At 55.4% G+C, this 18,882-nt stretch carries 17 protein-coding genes and 4 pseudogenes; 8 read left to right on the top strand and 13 right to left on the bottom strand.

The window, feature by feature from the left end:
• The first annotated feature begins 42 nt into the window (after nucleotides 1–42).
• Nucleotides 43–882: a dienelactone hydrolase family protein gene (locus QP888_RS03450; protein ID WP_284812113.1), complete on the top strand. Its 840-nt coding sequence runs from the start codon at nucleotides 43–45 to the stop codon at nucleotides 880–882.
• A gap of 33 nt (nucleotides 883–915) precedes the next feature.
• Here the strand turns inward: QP888_RS03450 and QP888_RS03445 are convergent, their stop codons facing one another.
• The 4 genes from QP888_RS03445 to glmM form a co-directional block, all read right to left on the bottom strand.
• Nucleotides 916–1,218, bottom strand: a complete 303-nt coding sequence (locus QP888_RS03445) for a hypothetical protein (RefSeq protein ID WP_284812112.1) — start codon at nucleotides 1,216–1,218, stop codon at nucleotides 916–918.
• Nucleotides 1,218–2,999: a hypothetical protein gene (locus QP888_RS03440; RefSeq protein ID WP_284812111.1), complete on the bottom strand. Its 1,782-nt coding sequence runs from the start codon at nucleotides 2,997–2,999 to the stop codon at nucleotides 1,218–1,220. The genes QP888_RS03445 and QP888_RS03440 overlap by 1 nt, the downstream gene beginning before the upstream one ends.
• The gene (locus QP888_RS03435) at nucleotides 2,999–3,310 is read right to left on the bottom strand and encodes a hypothetical protein (RefSeq protein ID WP_284812110.1); all 312 of its coding nucleotides are present in this window, start codon (nucleotides 3,308–3,310) and stop codon (nucleotides 2,999–3,001) included. Before QP888_RS03435 ends, QP888_RS03440 begins: the two co-directional genes overlap by 1 nt.
• A gap of 203 nt (nucleotides 3,311–3,513) precedes the next feature.
• Nucleotides 3,514–4,857 carry a phosphoglucosamine mutase gene (glmM, locus tag QP888_RS03430; protein WP_284812109.1) on the bottom strand — a complete coding sequence of 448 codons (1,344 nt, stop codon included), beginning with the start codon at nucleotides 4,855–4,857 and terminating at the stop codon, nucleotides 3,514–3,516.
• Between the two features lie 113 nt (nucleotides 4,858–4,970).
• Here glmM and QP888_RS03425 point away from each other — a divergent pair, with 113 nt between their 5' ends.
• A complete protein-coding gene (locus QP888_RS03425; protein ID WP_284812108.1) occupies nucleotides 4,971–6,350 on the top strand; it encodes an MFS transporter in 1,380 nt (459 codons plus the stop codon).
• Between the two features lie 317 nt (nucleotides 6,351–6,667).
• Here QP888_RS03425 and QP888_RS11085 read toward each other — a convergent pair whose 3' ends face one another.
• The 3 genes and pseudogenes from QP888_RS11085 to QP888_RS11075 form a co-directional block, all read right to left on the bottom strand.
• The gene (locus tag QP888_RS11085; RefSeq protein ID WP_350338221.1) at nucleotides 6,668–6,811 is read right to left on the bottom strand and encodes a hypothetical protein; all 144 of its coding nucleotides are present in this window, start codon (nucleotides 6,809–6,811) and stop codon (nucleotides 6,668–6,670) included.
• Nucleotides 6,812–6,827: 16 nt separating this feature from the next.
• Nucleotides 6,828–7,511, bottom strand: a complete 684-nt coding sequence (locus QP888_RS11080; RefSeq protein ID WP_350338219.1) for an IS3 family transposase — start codon at nucleotides 7,509–7,511, stop codon at nucleotides 6,828–6,830.
• Nucleotides 7,512–7,752: 241 nt separating this feature from the next.
• A pseudogene (locus QP888_RS11075) lies at nucleotides 7,753–7,952 on the bottom strand (hypothetical protein).
• Between the two features lie 174 nt (nucleotides 7,953–8,126).
• Between QP888_RS11075 and QP888_RS03415 the strand changes: the two are divergent.
• The 6 genes and pseudogenes from QP888_RS03415 to QP888_RS03400 all read left to right on the top strand — a co-directional run bounded on the left by QP888_RS03415 (nucleotide 8,127) and on the right by QP888_RS03400 (nucleotide 10,892).
• Nucleotides 8,127–8,714 carry a hypothetical protein gene (locus QP888_RS03415; RefSeq protein WP_284812107.1) on the top strand — a complete coding sequence of 196 codons (588 nt, stop codon included), beginning with the start codon at nucleotides 8,127–8,129 and terminating at the stop codon, nucleotides 8,712–8,714.
• A gap of 503 nt (nucleotides 8,715–9,217) precedes the next feature.
• Nucleotides 9,218–9,262: pseudogene (locus QP888_RS11245) on the top strand (hypothetical protein); the annotation flags it as partial.
• Between the two features lie 92 nt (nucleotides 9,263–9,354).
• Nucleotides 9,355–9,420 (top strand): annotated as a pseudogene (locus QP888_RS11240) (hypothetical protein); the annotation flags it as partial.
• Nucleotides 9,421–9,611: 191 nt separating this feature from the next.
• Nucleotides 9,612–10,118: pseudogene (locus tag QP888_RS03410) on the top strand (BCCT family transporter).
• A complete protein-coding gene (locus QP888_RS03405; protein WP_284812106.1) occupies nucleotides 10,078–10,386 on the top strand; it encodes a BCCT family transporter in 309 nt (102 codons plus the stop codon). Before QP888_RS03410 ends, QP888_RS03405 begins: the two are co-directional and overlap by 41 nt.
• 182 nt (nucleotides 10,387–10,568) lie before the next feature.
• A complete protein-coding gene (locus QP888_RS03400; RefSeq protein WP_284812105.1) occupies nucleotides 10,569–10,892 on the top strand; it encodes a hypothetical protein in 324 nt (107 codons plus the stop codon).
• A 243-nt stretch (nucleotides 10,893–11,135) separates the two neighbouring features.
• On the opposite strand, the gene rpsI is transcribed toward QP888_RS03400, so the two are convergent.
• The 6 genes from rpsI to eccCa all read right to left on the bottom strand — a co-directional run bounded on the left by rpsI (nucleotide 11,136) and on the right by eccCa (nucleotide 18,825).
• Nucleotides 11,136–11,675: a 30S ribosomal protein S9 gene (gene rpsI / locus QP888_RS03395; RefSeq protein ID WP_018121607.1), complete on the bottom strand. Its 540-nt coding sequence runs from the start codon at nucleotides 11,673–11,675 to the stop codon at nucleotides 11,136–11,138.
• A complete protein-coding gene (gene rplM / locus QP888_RS03390; RefSeq protein WP_284572009.1) occupies nucleotides 11,675–12,118 on the bottom strand; it encodes a 50S ribosomal protein L13 in 444 nt (147 codons plus the stop codon). The genes rpsI and rplM overlap by 1 nt, the downstream gene beginning before the upstream one ends.
• A gap of 335 nt (nucleotides 12,119–12,453) precedes the next feature.
• Nucleotides 12,454–12,741 carry a WXG100 family type VII secretion target gene (locus tag QP888_RS03385; protein ID WP_018121609.1) on the bottom strand — a complete coding sequence of 96 codons (288 nt, stop codon included), beginning with the start codon at nucleotides 12,739–12,741 and terminating at the stop codon, nucleotides 12,454–12,456.
• 150 nt (nucleotides 12,742–12,891) lie between these two features.
• Nucleotides 12,892–13,209 carry a WXG100 family type VII secretion target gene (locus tag QP888_RS03380; protein WP_284812104.1) on the bottom strand — a complete coding sequence of 106 codons (318 nt, stop codon included), beginning with the start codon at nucleotides 13,207–13,209 and terminating at the stop codon, nucleotides 12,892–12,894.
• A 145-nt stretch (nucleotides 13,210–13,354) separates the two neighbouring features.
• Nucleotides 13,355–14,626, bottom strand: a complete 1,272-nt coding sequence (locus QP888_RS03375) for a type VII secretion-associated protein (protein ID WP_284812103.1) — start codon at nucleotides 14,624–14,626, stop codon at nucleotides 13,355–13,357.
• A complete protein-coding gene (gene eccCa, locus QP888_RS03370) occupies nucleotides 14,623–18,825 on the bottom strand; it encodes a type VII secretion protein EccCa (RefSeq protein WP_284812102.1) in 4,203 nt (1,400 codons plus the stop codon). Before eccCa ends, QP888_RS03375 begins: the two co-directional genes overlap by 4 nt.
• Nucleotides 18,826–18,882 lie beyond the last annotated feature (57 nt).

The raw sequence follows: 18,882 nt of genomic DNA, 5'->3' as shown, positions 1-18,882 counted from the left end.
TCGTCGTCGCTATACAAGACGCGATACATTAGGCTGTTCTGTGTGAGTCTTAAAAAGCAGCTAGCAAACGTGTCCAAGCGCGGCCCGCACCGTGTGCTGGTCGGTGATTTAGATTATGCCGGCTTGCCCGGCAAGGTATATGCCCCGGCCGAAGGCAGCTCTCTGCCTGCCGTTGCTTTTGGGCATGACTGGCGAATTTCGCTGAAGCACTACCGCCATACCCTGAGGCACTTAGCTAGCTGGGGCATCGTGGTGGTCGCACCTGAAACCGAAATGGGTCTGTGGCCAGACCACCGCGACTTCGCTTCCGATTTAGAAACTTCGTTGCAGATTGCCGCTGGCGTGAAACTAGGGCAAGGCAATATCACCGTCAGCCCAAACAAATTGGGTGTCATCGGTCATGGCATGGGTGGTGGTGCCGCCGTGCTTGCCGCCCTGGAAAATGACAAGGTCCAGTGCGTCGCCGCACTCTACCCTGCACAAACTTCACCATCATCACAGGATGCAGCAAAACATATAGACAAACCAGGCCTGATCATCGGCCCAGAGGATGCCGATATTTTCTCTGCCGGTAACCCACCACAGATGGCGCAGAACTGGAAAGGACCAGTGTGCTACCGCGCAGTTGATAATGGGAAGCAAGCGACGTTTAGCGAAGACACTTTGCGGAAGTTCTTCCTTGGCATCGGTGTGGGTAAAGCATCTGCTGTTGAAACTGCACGCGGGCTGGTCACTGGTTTCTTGCTACACCAGCTCAATGGTGACAAGCAATACGCTGATTTTTCTGACCCGGAAGCCGAGGGTAAAGGTTTTAGCAGCGCCACCGGCGACGAACTAGAAGAACAGCAAAAACCCTCCGGCTTGCTGGGCAAATTCGTCTAGATCGACCGCACGCTCGTTTTTAATCTAGGGCTTTTAATCTAGGCCACGGCGTAACACCGACTTTACCTGCCGCGGCCGACTAGCCCGGGAAATATCTCGTAGTTGACTCACCCCGGCGCTCCTGGCATGAGCCGGTCGCGCCGATGCAACACGCTGCTGCTGTGATTCTGCGGCCTGCTGGCCTGATTCAGAAGCACGCTGGCCTGTCTGCTTTTGGGCTTGCTTCTCTGCCTGTTTTTCTAATTCCTGCTGGGCTTGTTCTAACTTGCTTTCGAATTCCAACAGGCGCTTCGCTGTGCGCTCCCGGAATTTTTCGGCGAACTCTTCAAATTCCATTACCACTGTCCCATCCTGTGCGTGTTTCCGGAAGTTTTCTCTGGGGCTGCCGCTACCCCTGCCTCTGCCTCATGAGTCGTGTTTTCTCCACCATCTTGATCAGGACTAGCCGGTTGCTCGGGCTGAGCAGGCGCTGGTTCCGGCTGCGGATCGGGTTGTGGCTGCGAAGTGTCCGGCTGAGGCGCTTCCGGATGAGGGGCTTCCGGCTGAGCTGATTGCACCGGTTCTGGTACAGGCTCTGGCTGCGGCTCCGGTGCGAGTTGTGCCGGGCCGGAGTGGAACTGCTTTTTATCCACGGAATGTTCCGGCATGGGTTTTTCAATGACCTCGTCCTCTGGAACTGGTGCAGGCTCTGGCTCAGGAGTCGGCTCTGGGGCTGGCTCTGGTTCGGGAGCCGGCTTTTCCATTGGCTCAGGGGTTGGCTCTGGGACCGTCTTTTCCTCCGGCGGACAATCTGGTTCAGGCTCCGGTTGTGGCTCTGGCACCGACTTTTCTTCTGGTGGACAATCTGGTTCCGGTTCCGGTGCTGGTTGCTGCTCTGGTGGGCATTCTGGCTCTACGGGCTGCGGTGCTGGCTCTGGTTGTGGAGGCTGACAATTGAACTGCTCCAAACATTCAGCTGCAGTTTCCTGCACCAACTGCGCACCCACCATTGCCATGCCTAAGCCTGCCCGCGCTATCTGGCCCACGCACGATTTAGCTACATCGCAACCAAACTCCACTGAACTCGCCATCTGTGTTCGCGGTGTCATATCCGGAAGCTCTGGTTCTGGCAACGGTGATTCTGGCAACGGTTCTTCGGCCAGCGCCGGTTCTGGCAATAGTGATTCGGGCGACGGTGTTTTTGGCAGCGCTGATTCTGGCTCGGCTTTTTGTGGTGGCCCAGGTTCGTTTATTTCACCCGGTGGACACGGTTCCGCCACCAACTTCTCTGGCACCGGCTTAGTGAAATCTGGCTTTTCTGCCACCGGCGTAGTCTGTGAACTAGTGTCTCCAAACTTGGCTTGTGCTTGTGACTGTGGCTGAGGCGGAGCGGACTCATTCGCAGGCAGCGGCCCACCCACCGGTTTTTCAACACGGGGTGGACACTCAACCGCTTTGTCCCCACCATCTGGTCCATCGCCTGAAGCATCGGGCGCGAGCGCGGGTGGATCGACCAGTTCTTTGTCACAGAGTTGCTCACACCGACGCAAAAATTCTTCATAACAGCCACAAATGGCGTCATCACGATCACCAACCGTGCGCATGAAGTTCGCTACCGCCGGTTCAATCACCATGCTCGCCAGCGTGCCCACCATGCCAGTGAGACGCATAATCGGGTGCAAACGCACCAACCGTGTTACCAACTGCACGATTGGGATGGCCGAGCCCAAGATCTCGCTGAGACCAATCTCCGAGCTATCGCGAATATCGTCCAAGGCACGACCACAAGCTTGCGCGCCATCAGCAAATTCTTGGCTCGCCACTTGATCTTCTTCATGATCACGCTGGAAACGGCGCAGCAATGCTTCCATCCCACCGCCGGCAAGTTGCATCCCGGGACCAGACGACAAAATATCCAGGACAAAGCCAAAGCCATCGCCTTTATTGCGGCGCGCACCAGAGGCCGCAGAAGATTGTGCAATAAGCTGCGCAGAATCCAACCCGTCCACGCGGCCAGCGGCTTCCCGCATGGTCTCGATGACTCCCGCTGGCGGCAGGTAACTACCACCGGAGACAACAGCGAGTTCGGCCAAGCACTGCTGAAAATCATTTAATAAGCGGTTGATTGCGATACTCATCAAACCCGCCCAACCTGCTGCGCGCCGAATGACGCCGCATTGTGATCATCACGGACGCAGAAATTATCGCATTCTGTGATTCCCGATTGTGCAGTCTGTTGACGGCGCTGGATCCGTGCACTGCCCTGGGAATGCACTGCTTCTAGTGCTGCGGCAATGCGCGCACCGTAATGGCTAAACCCCTGTCCAGCAGCGTGGGATGGGTACACCGGCCGGTCAGCAGTATGCGCATGCTGGTGCGCATCATCAGCTTGCACTACGTGGCGGAATCCCTCGCGCAATGTCGCATAATCAAAATCGACATCGGACATGAAAAACCGCACCTCCTTTTCTCCACTGCGTATTCAGAGCCAATCTTCATGAGTTTTCGGCTCCTGGAAACGAGAAGAATCGTCACACGTTTTCTCTCGCCCGTATTGGACTGTGGATCTAGGGGTGCGGTTCCCGATAAAACACAATTACGGTGAAAATTATCAGCCGTATCGGGAATTTCTCGAGAAGTTCGAGAAATATTCTAGACAGCAGAAACCACAGCAGCCAGTTGACCTGCGACCTTCCGTGCGGTTTCTTCTTGTTCGGCTTCTACCATCACGCGGAATAATTCCTCGGTGCCAGAAGGCCGCAACAATACGCGTCCGCCATTACCCAAATCTTCTTCAGCCTTGGCAATAGCCGCGCGCACGTCGTCGTTGTCCATGATCACGGATTTATCCGAAACCGGAACGTTGATCAACACCTGTGGAAGCACGGTCATTACCCCAGCAAGTTCCTGTAAGGTCTTGCCGGTTTTCGCCATCTGTGACATCAACAGTAAACCGGTCAGCGTGCCATCACCTGTGGTGCAATGTTCTGGCAGCACGATATGGCCGGATTGCTCTCCACCCAAGCTGTAACCGCCTTCATGTAGCGCTTCCACGACGTAACGGTCACCTACTTTGGTTTGAATCATCTCAATGTCTTGTTGCTGCATAGCCAGGCTCAGACCAAGGTTCGACATGACCGTAGCCACCAGCGTGCTGTGACGCAGATCAGAATCGTTTTTCATGCCGACGGCCAAAATTGCCATGATCTGGTCACCGTCGACGACGTTGCCTTCTGCATCGACAGCCAGGCAGCGGTCAGCATCCCCGTCGTGCGACAAAGCAAGGTCCGCACCGTATTCCCGCACGGCTGCTTGTGCCTTCTCAATGTGTGTGGATCCGCAGTCATCGTTGATGTTGTAGGCATTGGGAGCGTTATAGATCGCATCAACGCGAGCGCCTGCCGCCGCATAGGCTTCCGGGGCAATCTTCGAAGCAGCACCATTCGCGCAGTCGACTACGACGTGCAGGCCGGTAAGATCCGTCGAGCAGATTTCCTGCAAATGCGTCAGGTAGCGTTCATGCGCATCTGGGGATTCTTCCACCACACGCCCAATGGCAGAACCGGTTGGGCCTGATTCCTCCAGCACATTCATGCGGGCTTCAATTTCGTCTTCCACGTGATCAGGCAGCTTCCGCCCACCAGAGGAGAAAAATTTGATGCCATTATCCGGCATCGGGTTGTGCGAAGCAGAAATCATCACGCCCATATCCGCGCCGTAGTCGTCGGTAAGAAACGCCACTGCCGGTGTGGGCAGCACGCCCACGCGCAACACATCCACGCCACGGGAAGCCATGCCTGCCGCCATCGCCGCAGCGAGCATTTCTCCGGAAACCCGGGGGTCACGGCCAATGATGGCGGTCGGACGGCGTCCTTGCCGATCGCGTTGTGAAGTCAGGACTTCCGCAGCTGCTGCGCCCAAACGCAGAGCCAGCGGAGCTGTGAGTACATCATTGGCGTGGCCACGGACACCATCGGTTCCAAATAGACGAGTCATGCCCTCAATTATGCACCCTTAGCCTCATGCGTTTGTTTAGTTGTTCGGTATGTGAGTATTTCCGTCAGGATCCCTGCGCAGTACGGGCGTACTGCTGGAGTAGCCTATAAGCCATGAATTCCTCCTCCAGCTTCGCCGGGAAACCTGACCAGGCCGCGGCAGACATACAGCAACTCCCCCGAAGCCAACGGCTTGATCAACTGCCTTTGACGCGTGCGCACGGAAAATTGCTCGGCGGCTCCGGTGTTGGTTGGGCACTCGATGCCATGGATGTCGGGCTGATCTCGTTCGTGATGGCCGCCCTCGTCGCCCAGTGGGGGCTATCGCCTGGGCAAGCATCGTGGTTAGGCTCCATCGGGTTTGTGGGCATGGCCATTGGGGCTACGCTCGGCGGGTTGTTGGCAGATAAATTCGGCCGACGGCAAGTCTTTGCCGCCACGCTGTTGATTTATGGCTTGGCGACGGGCGCGTCTGCCCTGGCTGGTTCGCTGGCGGTGTTGATCATTTTGCGTTTTATCGTCGGACTCGGTCTGGGTGCGGAACTGCCTGTGGCCTCGACCTACGTGGCCGAATTCGCGCCGCGTTCTATCCGCGGGCGCATGGTGGTGATCCTGGAAGCTTTCTGGGCCGTGGGCTGGATTCTCGCTGCGGTGATCGGCACATTTGTGGTGGCTTCTGGCGACAACGGTTGGCGTTGGGCATTGGCGTTAGGATGCATCCCAGCCGTCTATGGCCTGGTGATCCGAATGGCGCTGCCGGAGTCTGTGCGTTACTTGGAAAGCCACGGGAAAACACGCGAGGCCGAAAAAGTAGTGCAGGAATTTGAGGATTCCCCACGGCTGAAATGGCAAGCCAAGCGCTTGCCCAAGCGGACCGACGACGTACAAGAACAAGCCGGTGTGTGGGGTGGAAAATCCATTTGGTCGCCCTCGCTGCGTTCGCGTACCCGCAACCTATGGATTATTTGGTTCTGCATCAACTTGTCGTATTACGGCGCCTTTATTTGGATTCCATCGCTGCTTCATGAGCAAGGCTTCAGCCTGGTGAAATCTTTCGGATTCACGCTGATTATCACCCTGGCACAGCTTCCCGGCTATGCGGTAGCTGCCTGGCTCATTGAACGTTGGGGCAGGCGGGTAACCTTGGCGACGTTTTTGGCCGGTTCTGCAGCGACAGCCGGGTTGTATGGTTTCAGCTCCAGCGAAGCGACGATCATTATCGCCGGATGCTTGCTCAGTTTCTTTAACTTGGGTGCCTGGGGCGCGCTGTACGCGATTGGGCCGGAGCTCTACCCGACGGCGCTGCGCGGGACAGGAACTGGTGCCGCTGCTGGGTTCGGCCGCCTGGCATCGATCCTAGCTCCGCTGTTGGTGCCGGTTGTTCTGAATCTCGGCGGGCAAGGCTTGTTATTCACGCTGTTCGGGCTGAGCTTCGCGATCGCTGCCGTTGCTGCATTCCAACTCCCGGAGCAAAAAGGTAAGCAACTGCGGTAATTAAATTAAGGAACTTTGGATAATATGTGGTTTCCTCTGTTAGTCGTAGCAAGTGCAGCAATATTGTCTGGTAGTGCTGCATATTCTGCAGAGAGTCAAAATCCGAAGCACCCATCGGTAAAGAGACCATCAAAAATAGGCGTATATTCATTTTGCATAGCTACGATTTTTTACCTCGCTTCAGCGTTTTGCCTCCTCCAAAAACATACGACGCCCGCAATAGGCCTTGGTTTCGCGGGACTAGTTACGTTTGCAATTGGCTACAGTGCGACAAACTGAAGCGTCCCAAGTTTTGTGAAGTGTACTGGGTTTTGTTCCTAGGCATTTACCCTATTTTCTATTATTTCCCGAGAGTCATCTTGTTCCCAAAACGTGTCCTCAACCTCGACCGGAGTTCGGTATCCCAAGCTCTGGTGGAGCCTTGTCTCGTTCCACCATGACACCCACTCGAATGTCGCGATTTCTACCTCGACAACGTCATCCCACCTGCGAGTATGGATCAGCTCGTTCTTGTGAGGGGCCGTTCACGTTTTCAGCTAGAGCATTGTCGTAGGAATCACCAACAGTCCCGGTGGAAGCGGCAATCCCGTGCTGGGCTAGCCGCTCGTTGTAGACCACGCTGACATACTGCGAACCGTGATCCGAATGGTGCACCAAACCTGTCGTTTCTTCAGCGCACACTATCGCCTGGTTGAGAGCTTGCAGCGGCAGTGCTTCGGTGCGCATCGAGTCTGATAGCGCCCACCCAACGATCCGCCTGGAGTACACGTCGGTGACAAACGCGGTGTAGACAAAGCCTTTCTTCGTGCGCACATACGTAATGTCAGCCACCCACAACTTATTCGGTGCTTCGGCACTGAATTCACGCTCGACCAAATCCGGGCGCGTATCCACCGTCTTTGACCTACGAGTGGTCACCGGTGACCGGCCTTTACCTTTGCCAGAAACACCAGCCAGGCGCATCAGCCGAGCGGTATGTTCACGACCGATATCGATTCCTTCACGGCGTAGAGCATGCCACATTTTTCGCACACCTAAGACACCGTAATTATCTCGATGAACAGCACTGATACGTTCAACCAGCACGCCGTCGCGAAGGCGACGAGCACTTAAGTCCTCGGGCTTTGGATTGGCGGTAACCACGCGAGGTAATGAAGCCACCTACGCGATTGTTCTTCAACGTCATACAGGTGAACTCGACTGAGAAACGATTCCGGTATTCATCGATGAACCGGATCATAACCGAGGTTTTGGGTCGAGTCATGAGGCGAAAAAAGCTGAGGCAGCTTTCAACAACTCATTGGTGTCGCGTAGTTCTTGGTTTTCACGACGCAGCTTGCTCACCTCTGCAACAAGATCTTCAGGCACAAGTTCTGGGATGGTTCCCGAACGGCGAGCAGGCTTAAGTCCATTGACGAGCCGTGTGCCATGAAACTCCCAGCTTTGGGGCTACTGCCTGGCAAGCGGATTGCATCGACATGTTTTCCGCCACGATGCGATCTTCCACAAGACGGGCCACTCGGTCCTTGGCATCCTGGTCAAATTTTTTGGGCATGTTCGAAGATTTTCCCATCTACTCAAACGGAACAAAACCTGGGACACTTCAGTGGTAGATTACCTCTCTTCCCAACCCGACTGAGCTGGGTATCAGGTGTCCACCAAACAGGGGTCAGGTCCTTATTCAATCACAGCGGTTAACAGACAAAAATGTACACATCCCCTTTTGTCTATTACCCCGTCGCTTCATCCGGGTTACTTGCTTCAATCTATTGCAAGGTGCGTCACCGTAAGATAATCTACGTATTAGTTAATAGCTTTATAAGAAAAGTGGGGGAAACACAAATGAAGGCTCGGCGGCTGACTATCTCAACGCTATTGGCTCTGACCGTTGTGCATAGCGGTGTTGCTAATGCTAGTGAGACAGATATAGCAAGTTCTCCTACTGGGGAAAAAGAATGGACGAAGACCGCTAAAGTTACATTCCCTAGCTCTTCTTCGAAGTCGGGTTCTAGCCTGGGGCTACAGCCGTACTTTGCTACTAACAATGCTCTTGCTCCTGGCGGCGGTGGGGCATTCACCAACTTAGAGGTACATGGACACTCCACCTTTGTGGATAAGATCGCTGTTTCTTACACGCGAGGAATCGACTATAAGCAGAATATTTGTGGAGTCGAGCATGAGACCGAATATGTGGAAACAAATGGCAAGCACAAAACTGAGTCGTCCAAGACTGAGTGTTCCATCGGTGCTTCCTGGGCCTGGTTCGATATAAATCGTGATCTTAAAGATCGGTCACAAGTATGCGGGCGTTCTAAGGTTGACGGAGAATGGTCTAATAAGGCGTGCATCACGATTAAGAAGTAGATTAATCGATCTAAATCATTGGAAGGATTAGGTGAAGGGTAATGATCCCTATAGCGAGCTTGATAGCATCCTTGATTCCCATAATCCTGGTTGCGTATGTGATACGAGCTATCTTCCGTAGTAAACCTGTTAAAAACAGGAGCACATTAGTTGACGAGCATAGGGAAACCAAACGTAACTAAAGTCATGCGCATACTCCCTACACAAAGAGGTTTCCCGAGTGTTGTTGGGTATCCTCTTTGTGTAGGAGGGAGATTGGGCTGAGAGGTTATTATTCTCTCAGCCAGCGGCTGAGACGTTGTAGGGGGTGTGGTTGGTTGGTGTGAGGTATTTAGTTTGGGGTTCGGGGTGGTTTTTCAAAGGATACTCGAGCACAGTTCAGAACCAATAAACCCGTATTTACGGCCGCCCTAGCCGCCACACTCAGGATTCTAATTTGAGCGGTCGTCGCGGCGGAAAATCTAGCCGCTACTGGCAGTAACCTACGATCTTGGGTAGTAACAAATTTTGGATGGCTTTTTACCATCATCATAATTGCCTGCACGGTATTCTTGCGCATCATCGCCCTTGGACCTACCGGCAGAATGCAACTAGGCGCTGATGATTCTGACCTGATTTCTCCCGGATGTCATAGATCCCAATGCTTTTCGCAGCAGGCCTCAGCATCGGATTCGTCTTCTATGGCCCAATGGAGCCGTTGACCTATTTTCTCACCCCACTGCCTTACCTCAATGGTGTCGAACCGGGAAGCGAAGATGCAATTCTCCTGCATTTACCCAGGTGCTTTTACACCAAGCTACAATGCCCTGGATGGTCTACGCAGTCGTCGGAGGCTCGCTTGCCTACGCTGCTTATCGATGAGGCCGGTTACCGCTCATTTCCTCGCTCTTCGAACCATTGGTCACGGATGCGAATAGCCGATGGCAAGACAAAATCATCGACATTTTCGCGGTGTTGGTCACGCTATTCGGCACCGACACTTCATTGGGAATCGGCGCACTGTAGATTACAACCGGCACATCGATCATCACCGGCAGGCCCTGGAAGACAACGGATTCCTCGTTGCTACAATTTTATCTTGACAGTCATCTTTATTATCCAGCTATGTTGGGTTTTAATCGCGGAATCCGCATCCTATCCAATGCCAACATGACCTTGGTTGTCGGACTCGGTTTCTTCGTACTCATCACTGGGCCGACCATGTTCATCCTCGACTTGGTCCCAAGATCAATTTTGCAATTCATTAATAAATTCACGTCAATGATTTCCGTGACGCCTTCCCAGGATGAAACCGAAAAAATTCGTTACTATCTGGACGATGCTCTACTGAGCATGGTGGATTTCTTGGTCTCCATTCGTCAGTATGTTCGTAGCCAAGATTTTGCGCGGCCGCACCGTCCGTGAATACGTCACCGTCATCATGTTGGTGCCAACCCCACTGTCCCTATTGTGGGACTTCATTTTTGGAGCGACTGCAATTAACGCGCATCTCAACGACGACGGCAATGGGATTGCAATGGAAGGCTCCGGTGAAAACGTCATGTTTGACTTGATGGAAAGCCTGCCACTGTCAGGTATTACTAATATCTTAGTCCTTATCGCTATCCTGATTTTCTTCAATACTGCAGCAAACTCAGCCACCAACGTCATGGGATCCATGTCCCAATCATGAAGGGCAAAACCTTCTACCTCCATTTCCGCCATTTGGGGTGCAGCATTGGGATCTATCGCACTAGCTCTGTTTCTCATTGCCGGACAAGATGCTCTATTTGGTCTGCATTCGATTATGTTCTCATGTGCACTCCCTGGTGGCTTCATCCTCATTTGCATCATGATCGCATGGGGAAGGATTTGATGACGGATCCCGTAATTGTTCGTAGGAATTATGCCTCTGCCGCAATCAATCAAACCGTGCGCCAGGGCCTACAAGCACATAATGACAATTTCGCTTTCGACCCTTCCGCAGTACCAGAAGATCATGGTGCAGGTGCAAACATTGATAGCGAAGCTACCTACCTCCACGAGTGGTATACCGAAGCCGCTACTGACGGATATCTCGCTGAGCAAGCAGCACAGCGTGAAGAGCAAGCCAGCAAGTTACAAAATTGTGCCAACCAGCGCGAAAAATCAGCACCAGCTGCTGATGACAATGAACTGGACTCGAATACCGCGGAATAAGCTACTTAATTAGTAGTTATTTCCCCCGCTACACATGCAGTAAATGGTACAGCCCGATACTCTAATCGTTCAGGGTCGGAAAACTGCACGACTGTCTATACGCCACTCTCCGTAGCCCCGAATACTATGACAAAAGCCGCCACTTCCGAAATCGAAGCAGCGGCTTGCAGTTTCTCGCGGCCGGCACACCACCGGGCACCGGGTGCGCTGGGCGAAAAGCGAGGAAGAAAAGCGAAAAGAAAATTAACGCTTGGAGTACTGCGGGGCACGACGTGCCTTGTGCAGACCAATCTTCTTACGCTCAACGGCACGAGCGTCACGGGTGAGCAGGCCAGCCTTCTTCAACTGGTCACGCTCAGCAGGGTTGTAGACGTTCAGTGCGCGGGCAATAGCCAAACGCAGTGCACCGGACTGACCGGTTGGGCCACCACCGTGAAGGGTGACCTTGATATCGAACTGATTCTCGCGCTCGAGCAGGGTCAGCGGGGTCATGATGTCCTGCTGGTGCAGCTTGGAGGGGAAGTAATCCTCGAAGCTACGACCGTTGACAACAATCTGGCCGGAGCCTTCCACCAGGCGAACACGAGCGACGGCGCGCTTACGACGACCGACGGTCTGGATTGGGCCCTCGTGGATTTCTGGAGCAGCGGTTTCTACCTCATCGGAAGCCTCCGGAGCCAGGGAATCACCAATGGTGTTGGTGAACTGCTCAGTAGCTGCGGTTGCGGCAGCGATATCGGAAGCGTCAGCGACGGTGTTTTCTTCAAAGTTCTGATCAGTCATTACTGTGCCACCTGCTTAAATTCGAATTTTTCTGGCTTCTGGCCACCGTATGGGTGCTCGGAACCAGCGAAAACGTGGAGCTTCTTGATGGATTCACCGGAAAGCTTGTTGTGCGGCATCATGCCACGAATAGCTTCTTCGATGGTGCGCTCCGGGTGGTTATCCAGGGACTGACCGAGGGTCATGGTCTTCAGACCACCTGGGTAGCCGGAGTGACGGTAGCGCATCTCACGCTCACGCTTGTTAGCGGAGATGTGAACCTTGTCAGCATTGACGATGATGACATGATCGCCGGTATCAACGTTTGGTGCGAACTGTGGCTTGTGCTTACCGCGCAAGACGTCCGCGACGGTGGAAGCAAGCTTACCCAGCACCACGTCGGTGGCATCGATGACATACCACTTGCGGGTAATGTCACCACTTTTTGGGTGGAATGTAGACACAATGACTCCTTGAAAGTCTGTCTTGGACTGCCGGCCAACATCTATCGAATGCCTCAGCACTACCCCACAGCGGCCGGTGGAGACCTGCAGGTAGTGTTGCCGCCTCACAGCATGTTCGCGTCAAAGCACTACTCGTGTTTCACGGGAACATCGCAGATGAAGCCAACAGGGCACACAGCTAGCTAACTTTACTGGAAACACGCAGCTATAACAACTTGTGCAACCATCATCGTTGCAACGACCCCTAGAATCCAAGCTCTAACCGAACAGAAAAACACTCCCGCAACAAATACGGGAGTGCACCACGCAGAAGAGAGTTGAAATCAGACCATCCGTTAGCTCCAGGAAGCCGCGGCGGCACGGTTGACATCGCTCATGGCGTCATTGCCTGAGGTCACCGTGCGCGAAATAGTGGCCAAAACCTGGTTAAGTTCGGCGGCAGCCTGGTCCCAACGGGCCTGTGCTTCCTGATAAGCGATGCTTGATTCGCCCTCCCACGTCGAGACCATCGGCTGCAGCTGCGCTTTCAGGTCATCGAGCTGCCCATTGATACGGGCAGAGGTGGAATTGATATCTGCCGCAGCAGCCTGGATGGCGCCGAATTGGTATTTGATCTGTGACATTGAGTTTCACCTTTCTCTTCGTCCGTCTTGCTCACGGAGCTGTTAAATACTCACAAAGTTCTTACACAGTGCTCACGCGGTAGTAGTCCCCCGGTAGTGCTCACGCGGTAGCACTCACGCAATAGCGCTGTTGCCTGTAAGAAGTTGGCGTTAGAGAGCCAAGCCTCCACCACCGACGTTGTTAAATGCCTGTGCGTTCTGTGCTTCCATGTCGTCGAAATGATGCGCATTGCTGCGGATGTTATCGCTGATAGAAGCCAGCGCATTCTGCAGCTCATTCGCGGATTGCTGATAACGCTGCATCAGGTTGTCAAACGAGACCTGCGCCGCGCCCTGCCAATGAGCACGGACCCCATCAACCGTGCCTTGCAGACGCGTCAGCTCAGACTGCACCTCATTGTTAACGGTATCGACACGGCCAGCGGTGGCGACCATGACATCTGCTTCAGTGGCAAATTGCTGTGCCATAGAAAAATCCCTCCCCGGTTGAGAAACTGAACAGTTGTGCCCGAACGATAAGAGATCCCGGCACCGTGCCGTCGTCATCTCATCGCTCTCATTGTCATTGGACTGTGCATAACCAACTGCGGTTCCCGATACACGCAAATAATTTTTACATTCGCTCCAAACTGCCAACGACCAGCTCGCATGCCTGCTTCTGCTGTTCTGTTGCTGCACGCCTACTGTGGCACCCGACGGTTAGTTGCTGGTTTCCTTCTACCCAACTAGTCCAAGCAATACGCGATCCATCACCCGGGTTTTCCACATAACGCACTTGTTCACGTGGTTCCTGCTCACGCCGGCCTTCTTGCAAGTCCGGACTGCTTTTCACCGTCTGCATAATGTCAGTCAGTACCGCGTCATGATCGATCTGGGCTGCGGCGTCGTCATGCAACTGATCAGTAGTGACATAAATACGTAGATTCGGGTCCTCCCCCGTCGCAGCAAACACCCCGGGCTGCGCACTATCCCCAATCACGAAACTACGCGGTGTGACCAGGCGTAACCCAGAATGTTCGTGCACCATTTGTGGGATTTCTGCAGTGGCACCGCGCACTGCTGCATCCTCAGGTTTCTCATTGGATTTATCTGCAGCGCTATCACGGTTATCGCCATCAGAACCATCACCATCAGAACCATCACCGGCAGCATCGGCAGTAATCGCCGCATCAACATCACCTGCATTACCGACATCACCGCCCTCATCGGCACCGCTATAACGGTCCACAACCCACCAGCCGGACAGACCAGTCACCACAATGCCTGCGGCCACCAGAATCTGAAACGGACGTGGCCGCCACCCAGCTTTGGCATGCCGACGACGTTTCGGTTTCCGCGCAACCAGCTGCACAAAATTCGACCCCACGGACTGTTTTTCTGCAGCACGCTGGTTGACCCCGGCGCGGGCAGCAGCAAAAGCATCGTCTCCGCGGCGCGTCGCGGCAGCGTGCGCACCTCCCTTTGTTGTCGGGACTGCAGCTAGTGGTCCTGTATCCGGATCTGCAGATTCTGTTTCACATTCTGCATCTGTACGTGCAGCCCCCTCTGTTGATTCATAAAGATCAACTGCGAAAACACGTGCTCCGTGTTGGGTGAGCACACGAGCAAAATCGTCGTAGACGTCGGCATCGTCCGCAAAAATCGCCACACCGATATCTGGCCAGTTTTCCTCGGCCATCGCCTCGGTTTGATCTACCACCGCAGATACCGTCCAGCCCTCGGTGATTCCGCGCGCAGGCAAGTCATAGCGCACGATTGTTTCCTCGGTGCCAGGGATACCGAAGACCGTGGCATCGTCATAGAAATACACCGAAACCTGCGCATCAGAGTACCGCGTACCAGAATTCAGCCACCGTTTTTCAGGTTCGTAGTCTGCCCGGATCATGGTTCTGCCTCCGAATCAGCGTCGGGCTCCTTCGCCGTCGGGCCCTCTGTGCTGGGTGCGTCTGTAGGGGGCTCTTCTGTGCCGGATCCATCTGGGCTGGTTCCATCTGGACAAGGCCCGTCTGCAGAAGAATTTGCACCGGGAACAGCAACCTGACAGGTACCAATTGTCGAACCGTCGTCATGCCAAATACCGCGTCCTGGGTGTGGTCCACCCGACGGGTGCGGCGCGGGCTTGATACCGAAGAAAGGGCCATCGTCTTTGTCGGCGCCCAGTACCACGACGCATGGTTGCGAATCACGGATCGCGCTCAGTACAGGCCCGAAGGCAGCACGATTAAACCCACCTGCTTTCCGCGCAATCACCAGGTGCATTCCGATATCGCGTGCGTGTGGAATCAACTCGATCAGCGGGTGCAGCACATTATCGGCGACCAAGTCATAATCATCGATGACCAGGTAAATCTCTGGGCCATCCCACCAGTCGCGGCGGGCGAGTTGTTCCGGCGAGATTTCTTCCGATGGCAGGCGCTGGCGCAACGTCGTCACGGCATCGGCCAGGACCTTTTCTGTCTGCGGGGCAGAATGCGAATACGCCGCCACCATGTCTTGCGGGACCGCGCCCAGGTGTGCGCGCCGGTGATCGATCACGACCATCCGCGCGTCCTCCCGGCCTAAATCACTAATGCCAGCCATGACGGTGCGCAGCGTGGTGGTTTTACCCATTCCGCGCGCGGCCACACACAAGAAGTGATCGCTTGTCGACGGATCCCAGGCCAGCGCGGACAGCCGTGGCCCACCCACCGCAACCGGCAAACCCGGCACTGCAGCAGTACCTGAGGGCGAGGCGTCGGCAAGAGTGCCAGCGGCTGTTAGTTCTGTGCGCTCGATCTTCTCCGGCAGCACGCGCAGGGCAGCAACCGGTTCGTCGCCACGATCCGCACTGACTGCGGCGATATGTGCCAGGTCTTGGTTCGAGCTTTGCGCAATGAGCAAGTATTTCTTGTCGACGCTGAGGCCTCGGCCCGGTAGTGCGGGCAGCTTGTCCTGCATTTTGCGGTCGCACAGCGAATCCATGGATTCTGCAAGTTTCAGCTCCAGACGCGTGCCAATGAGATCGCGGATCGCTGGTCGCAGTGTATTCCACCGCGGGGTCGCGACCAGCAGGTGAATACCAGCGCTCGGACCATCAGCGGCAATCTGCGTGATTGGTTCAGCGAGGTCGTCGAACTCCGCGGTAGAAGTGCCGATATTGTGCCACCCGTCCACAACCAGGAAAGTCTGCTGCTGGGTTTTCGCTGTGCTGTGGGCTCGAGTGTTATCACTGAGCAGACCAGAGACTTCATCCACGATGCGGCGGATGCGCTCTGGCTGATGACGCCCAGCAACCCCGGCCACGTGCGGCAGCCGTGCGAGGGTTTCCAGCTGGCCACCACCAAGGTCAATAACATAAAAACGTGCTTCTGCGGTGGAATGGGTCGCAGCTAATGATGCCACCATCGTGCGCAGAGCGGTTGACTTACCCATTTGCGGGCCACCGCACAATGCGACGTGGCCGCCGTGAGCTGAGAAATCAACCTCCAGCAAGTCTTGGCGCTGGTGATACGGCTGGTCGATAATTCCGATGCCCACAGTGAGATGACTGCTGCGTTCTGCGACACTGGCCAGCTCAATGGATTTCGGCAGCGGCGGTAACCAAATCTGGTGGGCTTCCTGGCCACGGGTACGCGCCGTGGCCACAGCTGCCTTGACCACAGCGTCCATGGTGGTACCCGCGGGCTCACGGGCGTCGGCACGTGAAACCGTACCTGCTGGCGCTACCGTATGGGCAGGCTCCAGTTCGCCCTGTGGTTCCACGGCTTCGGTTGATTCCGATTCGCCCGCGGGATTAGCAACCGGATCGTGTTCTGATGCCAGCGGCTGGTCAATATCAGCCCAGCAAGAAAATTCAATAACCTGCGTATCAGCAGTTTCCTGCTCGACTTCACCGGCTCCCGAACGGCCCAACCTGGCGGTTGTTCCGGCACCAGCTGTTGCCGGCACTTCCAGCGGGCCAGAAACGTAGGCCGCCTGAAAGCGCTGCAGCTCGTCGGCATCAGTTTTCACATATCCCGCACCGGGTTGACCAGGCAAATGATAGGCGTCAGCGCTACCCAACACCTGGCGTGATTCCATCGCCGAAAATGTCTTTAGACCGATGCGGTACGACAAATGGGAATCCAGCCCACGCAATCGTCCTTCTTCCAACCGCTGCGACGCCAACAACAAATGCACGTGCAACGAACGCCCCAGGCGACCAATGGCCACGAACAAGTCCGCAAAATCCGGGAACTGCCCCAGCAACTCAGAAAACTCATCGACGATGATCACCAGAGCAGGCAAAGGCTTCAAATCATCCCGGCCGCCCCGGCGCGCCTGGTTATACTCGCCGACGTTGGCGAAATTCCCGGCCTTGCGCAGCACCTCCTGACGCCGGTTCATCTCTCCGGACAAGGCGTCGAACATTCGGTCCACCAACACGGCTTCGTCTTCCAGGTTGGTGATCACGGCAGAGGTATGCGGCAAAGAGTCCAACCCCAAGAAAGTTGCGCCACCTTTAAAATCGACCAACACGAAGTTGAGTTCTTCCGGGCTGTGGGTGGCAGCCAACGCCGTGACCAGTGTTCGCAACAACTCGGATTTACCTGAGCCGGTGGCACCGATGCACAAACCGTGCGGACCCATGCCGCCGTGCGCGGATTCTTTCAAATCCAATTGCACCGGGGTCTTGTCCGGCCCGAGGCCGATCGGCACGGTTAAGCGGCGATCGTCGCGTTCGCGTTCTGGCCACATCGTGGAATTATCCAACTGCCGCAGATCGTCGATCCCGAGCAGCGAACCCATCTCATTGCGCGCGGCTTCGCCCGTGCTGCCGGTGGCATACGGCCGAGAATATTTCGCCAACGCCTTGGCTAATGCATACAGCTGACCGTCGGCAAGCCCATCGGCCAACCCAAGATTTTCCAAGCCGGCTTCTGTTTGCACCGCCAGTTCGTCGTCGGCAAACAGCAATAAGCCTTCCATTTCGGCGCGGATCCCCAGTGCAGTGGTGCTCCGAGAGTTGATGTCGATGATGGTGGTCCACTCATCGTCGACCAAAAACTCCTCAGTACCGGTGGTGGGTACATCGTCGACCAGCAAAATCCGATACTGTGCATCTTCTGGCCTGCGAGTGTGCGGCAACCACTTCAGCCACTGCCAATTGTGTGCACCGCCGTTATATGAGTCGCCGTTATGCGCACCACTGCTGTGTGAACCGCCGCTGTGTGAACCGCCACTGTATGAACCGCTGCTGCCCACCACACTGATGCCGACGGTGTCCGGGCCATGATGAACAACCAGCTGCGCCAGCAGCGCACGAACCAGTGAGCGCGCCCGAATACCTGATAACCCGATGCAGCCAAAAGCCTGCAGCTGGACGACGATCGGCAGCTCCGCAACCTGCGAGACCTGGTCAACAGTACGACGTACACTCACCGCACAGACCGGATCCAAATCTTCCGGCGCACCCGATTCGCTGACTTCCACCGGGGTGCACAGCTCCGCCTCGCCGAGTCCGAGCCGCACCTGCAGCACATCGTCGTCATCGCCACTGCGCTCCCACAAGCGTCGAGTGCTCAGCCGTGCGTGCAAATCCTCCGGGTGCGGATGGCGGACCAACTGGTGCGCACGCTGTTTATCCGCGTTGCGTTCTGCTTTATCCCGGATGACACCCAAGTGGCGCAGGTAGGTCCGCCGCATGTCATCGGCGTCGGCCTGCTGGCCCTGCGGCATGAACATCATGCCCATCGACATCACCATCATCAGCGGAAAGATCAACAGCATCGGCGACATGCCCACCCCACTGACCGAACCACCACCGAAGAACATTACGCCGACGAGCAACACCAGCACCGCGATCATCACCACCGGCAGCAAGATGCGCAACATAGGCACTGCTTGTGGTTTTTGTGCGGCCGGAACCGCGTCGATATTCAGGCTGCCCTGTGGTAATGGCGGCAAAGGATCACGTTGCGCCTGCGTGATTGGCTCCACCGTAAACTCCTGCGGGCCTGTGCTCAGCGCCTGCATATCGGCAGCCGCAGCAGCATTATCGCTGGCTGCTTGGTTAATAGCGGCGGTATTGCTCGCTTTTGTGGCGCTTGAACGCGCAGAATTCATAACCCCTCCCCGAATTATGTCTTTCCCCCGAGCATTAGACACAGGCCACATTGTAGG

Origin of the sequence: Corynebacterium sp. MSK297, assembly GCF_030232885.1 — a bacterium.
Taxonomy (GTDB): Bacteria; Actinomycetota; Actinomycetes; order Mycobacteriales; family Mycobacteriaceae; genus Corynebacterium.
Note: the sequence above shows the minus strand (reverse complement) of the source record. Positions and strands in the feature narration are given on the sequence as shown.